The organism is Burkholderia sp. Bp8963 (assembly GCF_003854275.1).
In the GTDB taxonomy this organism is placed as follows: domain Bacteria; phylum Pseudomonadota; class Gammaproteobacteria; order Burkholderiales; family Burkholderiaceae; genus Burkholderia.
Map to the genome: position 1 here is coordinate 100,645 of NZ_QTQP01000019.1, position 14,661 is coordinate 115,305.

At 66.6% G+C, this 14,661-nt stretch carries 17 protein-coding genes; 3 read left to right on the forward strand and 14 right to left on the reverse strand.

Annotated elements, in window-relative coordinates; all coding sequences use genetic code 11:
* The first annotated feature begins 228 nt into the window (after positions 1–228).
* Together DID96_RS18035 and DID96_RS18040 are read left to right on the forward strand one after the other, a co-directional pair.
* Positions 229–1,290 carry an IS110 family transposase gene (locus tag DID96_RS18035; RefSeq protein WP_124600636.1) on the forward strand — a complete coding sequence of 354 codons (1,062 nt, stop codon included), beginning with the start codon at positions 229–231 and terminating at the stop codon, positions 1,288–1,290.
* Between the two features lie 480 nt (positions 1,291–1,770).
* A complete protein-coding gene (locus tag DID96_RS18040) occupies positions 1,771–2,976 on the forward strand; it encodes an IS110 family transposase (protein ID WP_185732292.1) in 1,206 nt (401 codons plus the stop codon).
* Positions 2,977–3,140: 164 nt separating this feature from the next.
* Here the strand turns inward: DID96_RS18040 and DID96_RS18045 are convergent, their stop codons facing one another.
* Positions 3,141–3,488 carry a winged helix-turn-helix domain-containing protein gene (locus DID96_RS18045; protein ID WP_124600638.1) on the reverse strand — a complete coding sequence of 116 codons (348 nt, stop codon included), beginning with the start codon at positions 3,486–3,488 and terminating at the stop codon, positions 3,141–3,143.
* A gap of 92 nt (positions 3,489–3,580) precedes the next feature.
* Between DID96_RS18045 and DID96_RS18050 the strand changes: the two genes are divergently transcribed.
* Positions 3,581–4,144 carry a hypothetical protein gene (locus tag DID96_RS18050; protein ID WP_124600639.1) on the forward strand — a complete coding sequence of 188 codons (564 nt, stop codon included), beginning with the start codon at positions 3,581–3,583 and terminating at the stop codon, positions 4,142–4,144.
* Between the two features lie 3 nt (positions 4,145–4,147).
* Here the strand turns inward: DID96_RS18050 and DID96_RS18055 are convergent, their stop codons facing one another.
* The 13 genes from DID96_RS18055 to DID96_RS18115 form a co-directional block, all read right to left on the reverse strand.
* Positions 4,148–5,209 carry a helix-turn-helix domain-containing protein gene (locus tag DID96_RS18055; RefSeq protein WP_124600640.1) on the reverse strand — a complete coding sequence of 354 codons (1,062 nt, stop codon included), beginning with the start codon at positions 5,207–5,209 and terminating at the stop codon, positions 4,148–4,150.
* A gap of 4 nt (positions 5,210–5,213) precedes the next feature.
* The gene (locus DID96_RS18060; RefSeq protein ID WP_124600641.1) at positions 5,214–5,405 is read right to left on the reverse strand and encodes a hypothetical protein; all 192 of its coding nucleotides are present in this window, start codon (positions 5,403–5,405) and stop codon (positions 5,214–5,216) included.
* 34 nt (positions 5,406–5,439) lie between these two features.
* A complete protein-coding gene (locus tag DID96_RS18065; RefSeq protein ID WP_124600642.1) occupies positions 5,440–5,916 on the reverse strand; it encodes a YbaB/EbfC family DNA-binding protein in 477 nt (158 codons plus the stop codon).
* A 138-nt stretch (positions 5,917–6,054) separates the two neighbouring features.
* Positions 6,055–7,473: a Do family serine endopeptidase gene (locus tag DID96_RS18070; protein WP_124600643.1), complete on the reverse strand. Its 1,419-nt coding sequence runs from the start codon at positions 7,471–7,473 to the stop codon at positions 6,055–6,057.
* Positions 7,470–7,814: a hypothetical protein gene (locus tag DID96_RS18075; RefSeq protein WP_124600675.1), complete on the reverse strand. Its 345-nt coding sequence runs from the start codon at positions 7,812–7,814 to the stop codon at positions 7,470–7,472. The genes DID96_RS18070 and DID96_RS18075 overlap by 4 nt, the downstream gene beginning before the upstream one ends.
* A 148-nt stretch (positions 7,815–7,962) precedes the next feature.
* Positions 7,963–8,820, reverse strand: coding sequence for a hypothetical protein (locus DID96_RS18080; RefSeq protein WP_124600644.1), 858 nt, complete (start codon positions 8,818–8,820; stop codon positions 7,963–7,965).
* 8 nt (positions 8,821–8,828) lie between these two features.
* Positions 8,829–9,692, reverse strand: coding sequence for a peptidylprolyl isomerase (locus tag DID96_RS18085; RefSeq protein WP_409333788.1), 864 nt, complete (start codon positions 9,690–9,692; stop codon positions 8,829–8,831).
* A 125-nt stretch (positions 9,693–9,817) separates the two neighbouring features.
* On the reverse strand, positions 9,818–10,246 hold the full coding sequence (locus DID96_RS18090) for a hypothetical protein (protein ID WP_124600646.1): 429 nt from the start codon (positions 10,244–10,246) through the stop codon (positions 9,818–9,820).
* Positions 10,243–10,854 carry a YbjN domain-containing protein gene (locus DID96_RS18095; RefSeq protein WP_124600647.1) on the reverse strand — a complete coding sequence of 204 codons (612 nt, stop codon included), beginning with the start codon at positions 10,852–10,854 and terminating at the stop codon, positions 10,243–10,245. Before DID96_RS18095 ends, DID96_RS18090 begins: the two co-directional genes overlap by 4 nt.
* A gap of 59 nt (positions 10,855–10,913) precedes the next feature.
* Entirely contained in the window at positions 10,914–11,621 is a 708-nt protein-coding gene (locus tag DID96_RS18100) for a hypothetical protein (RefSeq protein ID WP_124600648.1), read from the reverse strand.
* Between the two features lie 11 nt (positions 11,622–11,632).
* The gene (locus tag DID96_RS18105; protein WP_124600649.1) at positions 11,633–13,447 is read right to left on the reverse strand and encodes a putative porin; all 1,815 of its coding nucleotides are present in this window, start codon (positions 13,445–13,447) and stop codon (positions 11,633–11,635) included.
* A gap of 90 nt (positions 13,448–13,537) precedes the next feature.
* Complete coding sequence (locus DID96_RS18110; RefSeq protein ID WP_124600650.1) at positions 13,538–14,236, reverse strand: TonB C-terminal domain-containing protein; 699 nt, start codon at positions 14,234–14,236, stop codon at positions 13,538–13,540.
* 9 nt (positions 14,237–14,245) lie between these two features.
* Positions 14,246–14,656, reverse strand: coding sequence for a biopolymer transporter ExbD (locus DID96_RS18115; protein ID WP_059748770.1), 411 nt, complete (start codon positions 14,654–14,656; stop codon positions 14,246–14,248).
* Positions 14,657–14,661: the final 5 nt, after the last annotated feature.

The following is a 14,661-nucleotide window of genomic DNA, read 5'->3' on the forward strand; positions in this document are numbered from 1 at the left end:
ATGCGCGGTGACGAACGCGATGAACTCAGACGGGAGTACGTGTTCTTTCGCCCCCGTTACTATCTTCACGCCCCGATAATTGGGGCTTTGGCCAGCCAGGCCCGGCATGATTCCCGCCCCCAGTCGCAGTCATGATCCGAATTGGTAAGGACCTCCCCGATCGCCAGATCGGCACCGTCGGGTGTCATCATGGCTGGCGCTACGCAACCTTCCGCGAAGGGGGATGTCATGGACAAGATTGCTCGTGTTGGCGTGGATCTGGCGAAGAACATCATGCAAATTCATGCGGTCGACAGCGTCGAGCATGTCGTCGTACGGAAAGCGATCACGCGCGAGCGATTCGTCAACTGGTTTGCGAATCTGGAACCGTGCCTGAACGCCATGGAAGCATGCAGCGGGGCGCACTACTGGGCACGCAAGCTGAGTGCGCTCGGACACGATGTGCGCCTGATTCCACCTCAGTTTGTTGCCCCGTACCGCAAAGGCGGCGTTCATGTAAAGAACGATGCACTCGATGCCGAAGCGATCTGCGAAGCGGCAAGCCGTCCCCATATGCGTTTCGTGCCGGTCAAATCACCTGCCCAGCAAAGCGTGCTGGTGCTGCACCGCATGCGAACCAGCTTCGTGGAGGAGCGCACTGCATTGATCAATCGGATGCGCGGATTGCTGGCCGAGTTCGGCGTGTTCCTGCCGCAAGGCACTGACTCGTTGCGCAAGCAGTTCGTCGAGCGCGTCGAGGACGGCAGCAACGAGCTGGCAGGGCCGGCGCGCCAGGCGTTAATGCATGGCTGGACGCAATGGCAGGCGCTGGACGAGCAAATTGCGTGGCTCGAAAGGCAGATCGCGGAACACGCCGCTCACGACCCGCAAGCCCAACGTTGCATGGGCGTTTGCGGCGTCGGCCGGCTCACGGCATCGGCAGCAGTAGCAACGGTGGTCGACGCGCGGCAATTCAAGAACGGCCGGCAGATGGCCGCATGGTTGGGCATCGTGCCCAAGCAGAACAGCAGCGGCGGCAAGTCGCGGCTTGGGCGCATCACAAAACAAGGGGACGCCTATCTGCGAACCCTGCTGTTTCAGGGCGCACGCTCCGCGGTCCTGACGGCCCACCGACGCAACGATCGGCTCTCGCGCTGGATCGTCCAGTTGCGGGCACGCGTGGGCTTTTACAAGACGCTGATCGCGGTAGCCAACAAGCACGCACGAATTCTGTGGGCCGTACTGGCCAAGGGCGAGCAATTCGATCCGTCTTACGCGCCCGTCCGCACGAGAATGGCGACCGATTCCTGAAGCCTCCCGCGAAAGCAGAAGGCTTGCAGTTCAGCATGAATTGACTTGGTAGTCGAAGACGCAACAGGTAAGGATAGCGACAGGTCAGACCGGCAGCAGGCGAACTCGAACACCCCTCAGGCGCTACATCGCATGTATTCGCCGTGATCCGGATGGAGTCCTGCTGCGCGGTTACTATCCGGGCCCGGGCAAAGGCAATTGCGTGCCCCACGAGGCCGTTTATAGGCGTGCAGTCTGTCCCGTTCGCCGGTCCTGTTGGTCTCCGCAACAGGCTAAGCAGGGGCTAAACGAATGAACCGCTAAACCACAGCTTGCAACAATGGGGAGGTCCTTATAGGGGGGTGTTGTCACCGGGCCTGGTGGGTGGCTGGTGATCGCTGATAGGGGTTTGGCCGGGATATCCCGACGCCGTCCGTAACGTGGATGCCGAGACTTGCCACCGTTGTTGCAGGCCAATCCGTTCACTCTGCTCATACTTCGATGCAAGACACTCAACAACATGGCGCCGTCGATGTCTTCGTCGGCGTCGATGTCGGTAAAGGCCACCATCACGCCGTTGCGCTCGATCGGAACGGCAAGCGTCTGTACAACAAGGCGCTACCCAACGACGAGGTCAAGCTGCGATCCCTCATCGCCGAACTCAAGACTCACGGTCGATTGCTGTTCGTCGTCGATCAACCCTCCACCATCGGGGCGCTTCCTGTAGCCATCGCCCGCGCCGAAGGCGTACTCGTCGCCTATCTGCCCGGACTGGCTATGCGCCGCATCGCTGATCTGCACGCCGGCGAAGCCAAGACCGATGCCCGAGACGCCGCGATCATCGCCGAAGCCGCTCGCTCGATGCCGCATACGCTGCGCTCGCTTCGCCTGGCCGACGAGCAACTCGCGGAGCTCACCATGCTCTGCGGCTTCGATGACGACCTCGCCGCTCAGGTCACGCAAACCAGCAACCGCATTCGCGGCCTGCTTACTCAGATCCATCCGGCGCTCGAGCGCGTTCTCGGACCGCGCCTTGACCATCCTGCCGTGCTCGATCTACTTGAGCGCTACCCGTCACCCGCCGCGCTTGCCACCACCAGCGAGAAGACGCTCGCCAACCGCCTGGTCAAGCTCGCACCGCGCATGGGCAAGAGCCTGGCGACTGAGATCGTTCAGGCACTTAGCGAACAAGCCGTGATCGTCCCCGGCACGCAGGCCGCCACCATCGTCATGCCTCGCTTGGCCCAGCAGCTCGCTGCTTTGCGTAAGCAACGCGACGAGGTCGCCGCCGAAGTTGAGCGACTGGTGCTTGCTCACCCTCTTTGGCCGGTCCTGACCAGCATGCCGGGAGTCGGCGTCAGGACCGCCGCCAGACTCCTGACCGAAGTTGCCCACAAAGCCTTCGCCTCGGCCGCCCATCTGGCAGCCTACGCAGGCCTCGCGCCAGTCACCCGACGCTCAGGCTCGTCGATCCGTGGCGAGCACCCATCCAGACGGGGCAACAAGGTGCTCAAGCGCGCCTTGTTCCTATCCGCCTTCGCGGCCTTACGGGACCCAGTCTCACGGGCCTATTACTCGCGCAAGATCCAGCAAGGCAAGCGTCATAACCAAGCGCTCATCGCACTGGCACGGCGACGCTGCGACGTCCTGTTCGCCATGCTGCGTGACGGCACCATTTACCAACCCAAGTCAGCCCCTAACGCTTGACGAAGGACATAGGGGCACCCCCCGCCCATCACCGACCATTGAATTGATCAGGATGACGATGTATTTTCGGATCATTTCGTCTATGTGCACGGGTAGCCGCAATCGCTGCCTGCGCTGAGCGCGCCGCGATCGGTCAGAGGGGGAAAGACTCGACGAAATCGATTTCAAACATTCTTGGTCGCCTTGACCAGGCACTCGGACAGCTTGTCGAAATGCCGTAACGCGGCCGGCGTGAGTTCGATCTGTTTGCGCCGAGCGTCTTCGGTATCGCTGAGCATGATCCACCCCTTTTCGCGCATCGACGTAATGCGCGCGTGAAGCGTGGCGGGCGACCCGAATTCGGCATGCGCGATCATTTCGCGCACGGACAGCCGTTCCTTGTTCTGCGTTGAGCGGGCGACAAACTCCAGGATGCGCTCCTCCAGCGGATCGAGCGAAGGAAGCGACGGCAGGCCGCGCAATGCTTCGGCGAGTTGCAGGAATCGAAGGTAGATGTCGGCAGGGCGTGTCATGGCGTTCGCTCCATGCTCCGCGATTTTCGCCGAGGTGGACCGCAGGCTATCATGCGAAATAGTGAATTCAGAACTGTCGCAATCTTACACCGATGCCGAGCTTTCGTTTGCCTTTCATATCGATCGTCGGCACGGCCGCCGCGTTCATCCTGTCGCTGTGGTTCAACGAAGCGATCTTCACGCACAGCGAATTCGTGCGCGGTGTGAACTGGGTCTACCTGCCGTCCGGCATCCGGCTGCTAAGCACGCTCCTGCTGGGCGGCTATGGCGCAATCGGCCTGCTGATCGCGAGCTGGCTGGTCGATTTCCTCTACTTCTTTCCGCATGACCCGGTGCGCTCGATTGTGGGCGGTATCCTCGCGACCGTCGCTCCCTATGCGGTCTATCGACTGGCGCTGGAACACTACGGCCTGCGCGCGTCGCTGACCAATCTCACGCCGAGGCGGTTGCTTCTCCTTGCGGTCGCCTACTCGATCGCGAATCCATCGCTTCACTGCATCTGGTTCGCATTGCAGGGCGACACACAGCGCATCGGAGAGCGGTTCTTCGCAATGGTGGTTGGCGATCTCAGCGGCGCATTGATCGTGCTTTACGCGGTCAAGGGCGTGCTGGCCTTGCTGCCGGCTGGCGCGACGAGCCAGGCGAGACGCGGCTAACCCTCAACTCAATCGATTCCGTGGTGCCGCACGTGCTGCACGTGCCGAATCGCGCTGATTCGCGCGGTACTCGGTCGGCGTGGTCGCAAGGTGGGCGCGAAACAACTTGGCCAGCTTCCCGCCGCCACCAATGCCGCTGCGATAAGCAATCTTGTCGACCGGCAGATCGGTATCGACGAGGAGCCGGCAGCACTTGTCGAGTCGTACGAACGTCAGGTAATGCGAAGGTGTGACACCCACCTCGCTCTTGAAGCGCCGCAGAAGATTTCGCTCGCTCATCGTCGCAATCCCGGCGGCTTCGTCGATTGCGATCGACCGGTGACCGTTCGCCGCGATCCAGCGTGCCGATGCCTGGATCGGTGCGCTTACACCGGCATTCTCGGACAGGCGAACGATCGATGTGAAAGGCGTGTCGACAGAGGGTGCGACAGCCACCTCGATCTGCTTCGCAATGGCGGCGCCCATATCCCTGTTGATCACATTCAGCGCAGCGTGAAACGGGCTTGCTGTGTCTGGGTACGGGCTCGCCGCGGAAAAGCCACGGGCGGCGTCAGAGCCGAGCGCCGCACGGATATGGCCACGCCCGGAACAACGAGGTTCGGTGGTCGGCTTCCGCGCAAGTGCCGTCGTGGTCGGAAATAAGGCAACGCGATGCGGGATCGCGTGATCGAGCCACTCAATGACGCGATCGTCGTGCAACCCGCCGCGCGCGCCTGCTCCGCCTAGAAGAAACAGTGCATGGAAGTCGTCCGGCTCGCGATGCGCATCGATTCCGTTGGTCCAGACGCACGCCGACGCGGTACTCGCGATCATGCCGCCGGACGCTGACAACAGGCAGACGTCGTAATGGATGGCCGTGCGCGCGCACGGGTCCGACAACGCATTCGCCGAGTTGAACACCTGCGCGACGGAAACCAGTTCGTCGAGTTCGAAGTGTGCGGAAAGCACGATGCCAATCGATTTCGATGCCCGACGACGATTCGCGACGGCGTACGGAACGCGGTCTTCCCGATCGATGGGGGATGCGAATCCTGAGCCTGATACTCCCGCGCGTTGCTGCTGCATCTGTTCATCCTGGTGAATCGTTATAAAAATAATAACGATAAGTGCGCTGGCTTGCAAGGCCAGCACGCGATCGGTGCTGCGCGAGCCAGGCCCGCAACGCCGCCCGGCCAATGCGCCCCGTCAGCGGATCGACATGAAGCGCGAACGCAAACAGCGCAACGCACCCACAGACCAGACCAATCAACAGAATCACCATGACCGAACTCCGTGCGTCGCGGCGTGCCCCGACGTCAGGAACCGGGCTTCGCCGCCCCTTCAGCATCCGGATTCGGCGTCAGGCGCAATCGCACGCGCAGCGGCTGGCGCATATCGGGCGGCGGCGGCTCCGTCAGCGGGCCGGCAGCAGTCAGCAGTTGCCGCAACGCGGCATCCGCGCTCGCGTTGCCGAGCGTCTCGAACTCAACGCGCGTGACCGTGCCGTCCGCGCCGATCCATGCGCGCACGACAATCGCCGGCGGCGGCGCGTCGGCCGTCGCGTGCACCACGCGATCCTCGAGATACGCGTGCAGCGAGTCGGCCGCGTCCCCGTCGGTCTCGAGCCACCCCTGGAACTGGCGCCCGACCAGTTGCGCGTAGCTGATCCACGCTTGCGGCACGTCGGCCGTTTGCGCGCTCGCCGGCGCGCCCGTGACAAGCGCCCACGCGACGACGAACGCCGCCGCCGCGCCACCTGCGCGATTCCTCTGGTTTCGCTGCTTCCGCTGCATGACGACCCTCGATTGCCTCACAGTCCGCGCGTCGCGCAATCCGTCGCCGCGCACGTAACCCTACATTGCCGCACTATTGCGCGCACTGTCCGCCATCTGCCATCTGCCATCCGCCATCCGCCGTCCCGCGTCCGACGATCACCCCAGTTCGACCGGCACGTACAGCCGCGCGCCGCCGCGCTGCACGAGCAGCGCGACCGTGCCATGCGCGCGGTCGATCTCGCCGGCCAGCGCACCGGCGGTCGCGACCGGCGCGCCGTTGACGGACAGCACCACGTCGCCGGCCATCAGCCCCGCGCGCGCGGCCTCGCCGCTCGCCTGCTCGATCACGAGGGCCTGGTTCACGCCGAGCTGCCGACGCTCCTGCTCGTTCGCCGGACGCAGCGCGAGCCCGATCCGCGCCAGCCCCTGCAGGTTGCCGTTCAACGCGGTGCCGCTGTCGAACGCGCCCACCGTTGCCTGCACATGCATCGCACGTCCCCCGCGCCACACGAGCAGCTCCACCGAGCGCCCGGGCCGCATGCCCGCGACACTGCCGAGCAGGTCCGCCGAATCCGCGACTGCGTTGCCGTCGATCGCACGCACGACGTCGCCGGCCTGCAGGCCGGCCTGCGCGCCGGGCCCGCCCGGTTCGACCATCGTGATCAGCGCGCCGTCCGGATTTGGCAGGCCGAACGAGCGCGCGAGCGCCTGGCTGACTTCCTGCACGGCGACGCCGAGCCGCCCGCGCGTGACCTTGCCGGTTCGCAGCAACTGGTCCTTCACGTCGAGCGCGAGATCGATCGGAATCGCGAACGCGAGCCCCTGATAGCCGCCGGTCTTCGTGTAGATCATCGAATTGATCGCGATCACGCGGCCGCTCAGGTCGAACAGCGGCCCACCCGAATTGCCGGGATTGATCGGCACGTCGGTCTGGATGAACGGGATGTAGCTCTCGCCCGGCAGTGAACGGGATTTCGCGCTGACGATGCCCTGCGTGACCGTGTTCGCGAACCCGTATGGCGAACCGATCGCCATCACCCAATCCCCGACCTCGGTGCGCGCGGGGTCGCCGGTCACGACAGTCGGCAGGTTGCGCGCGTCGATCCGGATCACCGCGACATCGGATACGGGATCGCTGCCGATCACCTGGCCCTTGAACTGCCGCTTGTCGGTGAGCTTCACGTCGACCGTGGCCGCGTCGCCTACCACATGCCGGTTCGTCAGGATGATGCCGTCCGCGCTGACGATGAACCCAGAGCCGAGGCTCACCTCCTCGCGGTTGCCGATCACGCGGCGCGCGAAGAATGGCGCGAGCGGATTGTCCGGCGAGATGCCCGGCGGAAGCTGAATGCCCATCTGCGTCACCTCGCGCGTGACGCTGATGTTGACGACCGCCGCGCCATACCGCTTCACGAGTGCCGCAAAGTTCGGCAGCGTCACCGACGCCCCCGCGCTCGCGGCCCCGCCTTGCGCCGGCTTGTCGGCTGCAGTGGCCGCTCCGCCCGCCGTGGCCATTGCAATTGCCGCGAGCATCGCGAGCGTCGCGGCCCCCCGCTTTCCGCCGCGCGCGCTCATCTCGGCGGCACGGCCACGGGCTGCGCCGGACGCTGCGGAATCACCGATTTGCCCCAGTTCGCGCCGAACCGGTTTTGCTCCGCCGACAAATTGAACGTGCCGAGCCGATTCGACGGCGCCTTCGCGAGACCTTCCGCCGCCGTCTGCGACGCGCCCGCCTCCGGTGTTGCCGCGGGCTTGAGCTGCGCGCTCAGGCAGTCGTACGACAGCGCACGCTTGCCGTCCACTTCCGCGTCGACGCAGACCGGCTTCGACACCGGCGCCGGCTGGCTGCCGGCCGCCGGCGGTTGACCGCCCTGCGCGTGCGCGACGCTCGCCAGCCACAGGCAGGCGAATGCCATGTGTCCCTTCCACTGTCCGGTCATGTCTCGCTCCTTTCGCGCTGATACCACCTCACACCGACTCACGCCGACTCACGCCAACTCAGGCCCGCTCATACCAGCTTATACCGCCGCAAACCGGTCACCGTGGTCACCATGACGACCCTGGTCAGGCCCAGTCGCGCATCGGTGCGCGGGCGACGAAACGAGCGAATGCCGCGTGATCGGACGGCGCGATATCCGGCATCGGCGCGGCGTCCAGTTGCGCCCACGCGTCGCGCACGCCGTCTACCGGCTGCCAGGCCTGCACCTGCGCGCCCGTCGGAAACAAAGTCGTCAGCGGCTCGCGGTAGTCGACCCGGAAAAGCCGTGGCGCGTCGGTGCCGGCCGTCCACAGATCCCCGACGTCCCGCACGCGCGCTTCGAACCAGAATCGCACCCAGCGCACCGCATCGCCGTCCGGCTCCGGATCGGTCGGCGCGCGCTCGTCCCGCACCCGGATGAAGCCGGCCAGCGCCAGCAGGACAGCCGCCAGGTCGTCGTCGCGCAGCGACGGGTACGACCACAGATCCTGCACGTCCGCGCACGCGAGCACGGTCGTGAACCGGCTCATCGTGAACGCCGGCCACACGCGCCGCACGAGCACGTAATGCCGCTCCCACTGCTCGACGAAGCGCGCGCGATGGCGCGCCGACACGCGCACGTCGCGCGCGCCCCGGACAGTCAGTTCGTCGGGCTGGTGGTGGTGGGTCGTCAGCGCGCACCGCTCCGACAGCCGCGTGCTGCGGTGTCGCACATAGCCCGGCATGCCGGGCATCGGCTCGAGCGCGCCGGCACAGAGCGGACAATCAGACGGCGGCTCGCCGGGCCCGGCCGGGAATGCACCAACCGCGGCACCAACCGCGGCGTCAACAACGGCGCCAGCAGCGGCATCGGCGCCGGCCGCGCGTGCCGAGCCGGCCGCCGCGGCACCGCGCGCGCGAGCGTCGGGCGCTCCGGCGTCCGGTACGGAACTCGTCAATGTCATGGAAGAGCCTATTGCGCAGTCGCGAGCGCCTTCCTCAGCGCGTCTTCGTTGATCGGCGCATTGCCGCCGAACTTCGCCAGAGACGCCTGCACGCCCTGCTGCGTACGCTGCGCACGCAGCGTCGCGCGCACCCGCTCCTTCACGTCCGCGAGCGGACGCAGCGCGGGGGCACGCACGTCGATCAGCTTCACCACATGAAAACCGGTCGGCGTCTGGATCGGCGCGGACACCTGGCCGGGCTTCAGTGCCTCGGCCGCCTGCCGCACGGCCGGCAGCAGCATCGGCTCGGGCACGAAGCCCATGTCGCCGCCGTTGGCGGCGCTCGCCTTGTCCTGCGAATTCGCTTTCGCGAGCGCGGCAAAATCGCCGTTGCGCGCGCGGCTCGCGAGGTCGGCGGCCTGCTTGCGCACCTTGTCGACGGTCGCCGCGTCCGCGTTCGGTGCGACGGCGAGATAGATCTGCGCGACGTGCAGCGCGCGCGGCGCGGTAAACGCGTCGCGATTCTGGTCGTACACGGCCTGGATCTGCGCATCGGACGGATAGTCGGCCGGCGGCGCGTTCACCGACGTGAGATAGCTGCGCACGATGATCTCGCGTCGCGCCTGCTCGATCGCCGCCTGCACGTCGGCCTGCTTGTCCCAGCCCTTCTGCTTCGCTTCGGCGAGCACGGCCTTCTGCGCAAGGGTCGCGCGCACGACCTGATCCATCGCGGCGGGATCGGCCGCGAGGCGCGTGCGCCCCTCCTCGCCGATCGACTTCAACAGCGTCGCGATATCGGATTGCGTGACCGACGCCTGCGCCGCGTTCGCGATCACGTCGTCCTGCGCGGCCGCGACGAGCGGCACGCTCAGCATCAGGCTGCCCACGATCATTGCAAGTTTCTTCACCGTCTTTCCCATTCCTGTCTGACTGCTGTTCTCAATCCCGGACGTCGCGCACCGGGCCCGACATCCGCCTCGTCCGCCTCGTCCGCCTCGTCCGCCTGCTGCTGCCGCCGTCACGGCGCGCTCGCGATGAGCACGCGCACGACCACCGGCTGCGTCATCCCGGACGGCGGCGGCACGCCGACCGGCCGGCCGACCAGCGCCGCGCACAGGTCCGCCGCGAATGCCGGATCGCCCGCCGGCGTGCTCTCGACCCGCTCGATCGCGCCATTGCCATCGAGCCAGGCCTTCAACCTCAGCGTGGGCGGCGGCGCGCCCTCGTCGGCGCCATGCGCCGCATCGCGCTCCAGATGCGCGCGAAGCCGGCATGCGGCCGCGTCGGCGCCATCGTCGAGCGCCGCCGTCAGGTGCTGCGCGACGCGCTGCGCATAGTCGACCCAGGCGGCCGGCGCGTCACGGGCGTCGACCTGCCCGGACTTCGTCCGCAGGTCGCCCGTCAGCAGCGCCCACAGCGCCGCGCCGATCCGCCCGAGTCCGCTCATCGCCCGGCCGTTTCCGTGCGTTCGGCGCCCGCGTCGCCTGCCACCGCGGCGGCGGCCTCACCGTCACCCGTCGCACCGGCGGCCGCTGCACGCGCGGCGGCTTCCTGCTCGGCCAGCGCCGGCCGGTTGCGCAGGTGCAGCAGGAATTCCTGCACCATGCGGTCCCACAGCTCGATCGTCGAGCGCAGATGACGGGTCGACACGCCGCCCGCGACGATCACGTCCATCTCGAGCGCGAGGAACGGCCCGTGGCTCGCGAGCCGCGCGAAGCGTTTCGTGCGATTCCAGTCGGCCACCAGTTGCGCGGGCAGATCGCCCTGCACCTGCAGCACGCAACCGAGCGTGTAGTCGAGGTAGCGCGCAGCGGCGGCATCCGCTTGCACGGCCCCGTGCTGCGGCGCCAGGGTCGGCGCGACATTGCCGAAGCGCACCGCGAAGCCGACGCCCTGGCTCGCGCTCATCAGTTGCACCGCGCCGTTCTGCTCGGTGGCGGTCACCCGGTAGCCGGCGCTGCGAAACACGTCCGCAAGCTGCTCGACGCCGACCGCATCGATCAGCGCATCCTGTGCCGGGCGCTCGCCCGACGCTTCCATCTTGCTGTCCTGCATGGCTCTCTCTTCCTTTTTTTTAACGAATCGATCGGATCATCCCGCGTGCACCGCGCCAATCACTGCGTGCCGGACGGTGCGGACGCCGCAGTTGCTGCTGCAGCAGCGGCTGCAGGCGCGTTCGCCGCGACCGCCGGGCGCGCTGCCGGGTCGTACTTGCCCGCATACAGCGCGTCCCCGTAGCGCTGCGCGAGATCGTCGTATTTCACGCGCGCGGCTCGCGCGAACGGCTGTCGCGACGCGAAGAACGTGCCGATCCCGACATGCTCGTACGCATCGAGAATCTCGTGACCCACGCGGTACAGTTCTGCATTGTGGGCCGCGCAGGTTTTCAGTTGCGTGTCACGCGCGCTGATTTCGGTCTGCATCTGCGTGTGCTGCGCATCGCGCGCACGCGACACCGTCAGCAAGTCCTCATAGGACGACTTGTATTTCGCGAGCGCCTGCGCATCCTGCTCCCGTGCGGACCGTTCCTGCGCAAGCGCGCGCTTGGCCGCCGCTTCGCCGCTCGATTCGCCTTTCGCTGCCGCGGCTTGCGCCTGTGCGGCCTTCAGCTGCGTGAGCGCGGCGTCGCGCTGCTGCTCGGCGGCCGTCTTCTCCGCCTGCAGCTGCGCCTGCGCGTCCTGCAGCTGACGCAATTCCTGCACGGTCGAGCGCAACTGGCTGCGCAGCTTGTCCTCGATGCTCTGCGCGCCGGCGGAGCCGGCGGCAGACAGCAGCGCGCCGGCGAGCGCCGCCGCGAGCAGTGCGTGTTGAGCTGTGTTCATGCGGCACTCCATCAGAAGCGGGCGTTGAGCTCGAGCTGCAGCACGTCGATCGACACCGGCGGGCCGTACACTTCCTTCGCGCTCAGGTATCGTGCCGACACCCACGCGTCGCGCGCAACCGCGTAGGCCGCGCCGATCACGTAGCCGCGCGCGTTGGTGCCGCCCAGGTGGAAGTCGGAGTCGTTGAACGCATCGAGCACGGCATCGGGCTGCAGGTACTTGTACGCGACCGAGAAATTCCACTGCCCCTTCGCACGCGGCTCGGGTTCGCCGAATGTCGCCTTCGCGAGGAAGCCGTTCGGGCCGCTGCGGTAGTCGGCACGCGTCGCGTTCACCGACGTCGACTCGTAGTTGTTGACCGGCAGCGACGCCGCGCTGAACGCCTTGTTGTCGTTGTACGCGAGGTTGCGCACGTATTCGCCGTCGAGTCGCAGCTTGAAGCGGTCGGCGACGACGGTATCCCACTGCGCCTTCAGGTCGAGCAGCCGGTAGTTGTATGCGAGACCGAACAGCTGCGGCTGCGGCGTGAGGCCCGGCGCAAGGTTCGGGTTCTGCACGATGTTGCGCAGCGCGATCAGCGTGTTGCCACCCTGCATGAAGGTCGGCGCCTCGTTGTCCGTGCTGCAGCTCGTCGCGCCGAGATACAGCGCGCACGGCGACGACAGCGTGCCGCGCATGTTCTGGAAGTCGTAGTAAGCGACCGAGCCCTTCAGGCGGTTCTTCGCGTCGATCTTCCAGTCCGCGCCGAACTGCGCGCCGAGCATCCACTTCGTGTCGCTGCCGGCCTTGTCGGTGCTGTTCGACGGGAAGTTCTCGCTCGTGTACTGGATCGGGAACACGCCGAGCGTGCCGAACAGCGTGACGTCCGGGGCCGCGGGCAGCGCATGGCGCAGGTTCACCGCGAGGCCGTCCATCATCAGGTCGTCGGAGAAGATCAGGTCCGACTTGAAAAACGGGTTGTCGAACCGGCCGGCGGTCAGGTTCAGCCAGGTCGTCGGCTTGTACGAGAAGTACGCCTTGTTCAGCCAGATGTTCTTCTTGCCCCAGCCGCCGCCAGCCGTGCCCGTGGTCGACACCGGGCCGTTGTCGTTGCCGCTCGCGAGCTGCAGGCCGGCCGTCAGTTCGTCGGACAGCACCGCCGTCACGCCGAGCCGCGCGCGATAGCGCAGCAGGTTGTTGCGGTTCTGCGTCGTGTTCTGCGTCGGCAGCTGCGTCGTGTTGGTGTTGCCGTTGACGTCGAAGCCGCCGCCCTGGTTGATCGCCGCGAAGTTCGTGATGTTGTTCGCGTTGCGGCTGCCGTAGAAGTGGTATTCGTCACGCACGCGCATGTCGCCGTCGAGCGTGATGCGCGACACCCAGTCCGGGAACGTGTTCGGCTGCGCCCAGTTCTCGGCCTTCGCCTGCGCGATCACTTCCTGCTTCACCTGGTCGCGAATCTGGTCGCGCACGACTTGCGGCACGTACGGCACCGACACGTCGCCCGGCTGCGTTGGCGCGTTGACGACCGCGGCCCCGCCGGCGACCGGCGCGCCGGATGCACGAGCGGCCTTGGCCTGCGCGGCTTCCGTGCGCGCTTCGCTGATCAGCCCGTTCGCGTTCTGCTGCGTGAGCACGCCGCGCTTGACCAGCAGGTTGATCAGGTTGATCACCACGCTTTCGGTCGGCGCGGCCTGGCCCGTGGCCGCCTGCGTCTCGAGCGACTGCGCATGGCCGGCGGACGCGCACGTCAGCCCGAGCGTCAGTACTGCCGCGCCGACGCGCGACAGTCGCAAGGGCATCGCACCGCTGCGGGGCACCCCACCCCGTCCGTTCATCTTCTGAATCATCAAAGCACTCCGAACAATGGCTGTTCTTTTCCGGCAGGATCCGTGCGTCGGACCTGCCCCATGACGTGTTCGCCGCTCATGCCCGCGCCATCACGCCGGCTTGCGGCCCTGCAACCTGACGAGCACCGGATACGCGGTCGCGGGCGGCGGCGCCTCGTCGACCCTGCCGAGCGACTCGACCGCCGCGATCACCGCCGCGTCGATCTTCGCGTCGCCGGTCGACTGCGCGATCGCCACCTTCGTGATGTGTCCCGACGGGTCCATCCACAGGTTCAGGCTGCCCGCAAAGCGCGCACCGCCCGCGTCCTGCACGCCCTTGTCCTGCTCGATCGCGCGCTGCAGCACATAGACCATGTATTGCGCGTAGCTCGCGTTGCCGAACCGGCCGCCGCCGCCGCTGCCGACCATCCCCGAGCCGTCGCCCGCGCCGATGTTGAAGCTGTCCGTGCCGGCCTGCGCGGGCGCGTTCATCGTCATCTGCTTCGGCTGGTTGTCCGACGGCTTCGGCGCCTCGGAAGGCTTCGGCGCGACGGTCGGCTTGTCGACCGGCGTCTTCACCTCCTCCTTCACCTTCTCGGGCGGCGGCTTCTGCTTGGGCGGCGGAGGCGGTGGCGGCAGCGGAATCACCGTCGTCACCTGCGGCGCGCTCGCACGCTTCACGCCCGTGGTATCGCTGGCGAAATGCCAGATCAGTGCCGCAATGCTCGCGAGCACGAGCGCGATCACGACCGGCTTCACGTAGCGGGCCGGGCCCTTGTCCGGCGGGCCGCCGTTGTAGGTCATTTCCATCGCCGGTCCCTAGCCGCCCTGTTTCGCCTTGCCCGTCACGAGGCCGACCTGCGACAGGTCGAGGCGCCGCAACAGGTCGAGCACGTCCATCACGCGCTGGTACTGCACGGCCGCATCGCCCTTCAGCACGATCGGAAACTCGGGATTGCTCGCCTTCTCGGTACGCAGCCGGCTCTCGAGTTCGTCCATCGTCACCGGATACGCATCGAGGAAGATCTGCCCCGAATCGGCGACCGTGATCGCCTTCGTCTTCGGTTTCGCGAGGCTCGCGGACGAGCTCGCCTTCGGCAGATCGACCTTGATACCCTGCACCGACGCGGTCGTCATGATGATGAAGATGATCAGCAGCACGTACGCGAGGTCGAGCATCGGCGTGATGTTGATGTCGTCGTACGGCTTGTCGTCGTCCTGAACCTGCATGGTGG